Source organism: uncultured Modestobacter sp. (assembly GCF_947486615.1).
In the GTDB taxonomy this organism is placed as follows: Bacteria; Actinomycetota; Actinomycetes; order Mycobacteriales; family Geodermatophilaceae; genus Modestobacter.
The window spans coordinates 1-606 of record NZ_CANKUD010000028.1 but is presented as its reverse complement, the minus strand read 5'-3'; the positions used below and the strand labels follow the sequence as shown (position 1 = coordinate 606).

The window sequence follows — 606 nt, the reverse complement described above, 5'->3', positions numbered from 1 at the left end:
CCACGTGGAGCTGGTCGGCGACGATGACCTGCGGGCCGGTCGCCGAGCCAGAGGTGTAGCCCTGCAGGTACACCCCTCCAGCAGCCTGCAGCTGCGCGCTGGTGTCGGTCGCGCTCACCAGCCACCCAGCCGGCTCGGCCCCGGTCACCGACCACGCCTTGGCCTGCACCGTCGTCGTCCCCGACCCGACCGCCTCGACCCGCACCCGCAGCACGTCACCGGCGCTGTAGGCACCCGGCAGCGTCACCGTCTGCAGCACCGTCTCCGCCCCCGCCACCACCCGGGACACCGACAGCTGCGCCGTGCCCTTGGACGAGACCCACAGCCGAGCCCGGTAGTCACTGGTGCCGATCCGGCGCACACCCAGGTTCACGAACGACCCACCACCGGTCGGAGCGCTCTGCAACGCCACGTCCAGCTGCGCCGACACGTCCTGCACCGACACCGGCAGGGTCGCACCCACACTCCGCGCCGGAGCCACCGTCAACGTGCCCACCCCACCGCTCACCGCGGCGTTGGCCACCCCACCGGCGATCGCCCAGACCCCACCCAGGTCAGCCGCACCCCAGCCACCGGCCACCTCCCGACCGAACACGTCGGTCGCGA

General features: G+C 73.1%; 1 pseudogene. It reads right to left on the bottom strand.

Annotated features, from left to right (window positions below):
* Positions 1-606, bottom strand: a pseudogene (locus Q1A09_RS22515) (radical SAM protein); the annotation flags it as partial.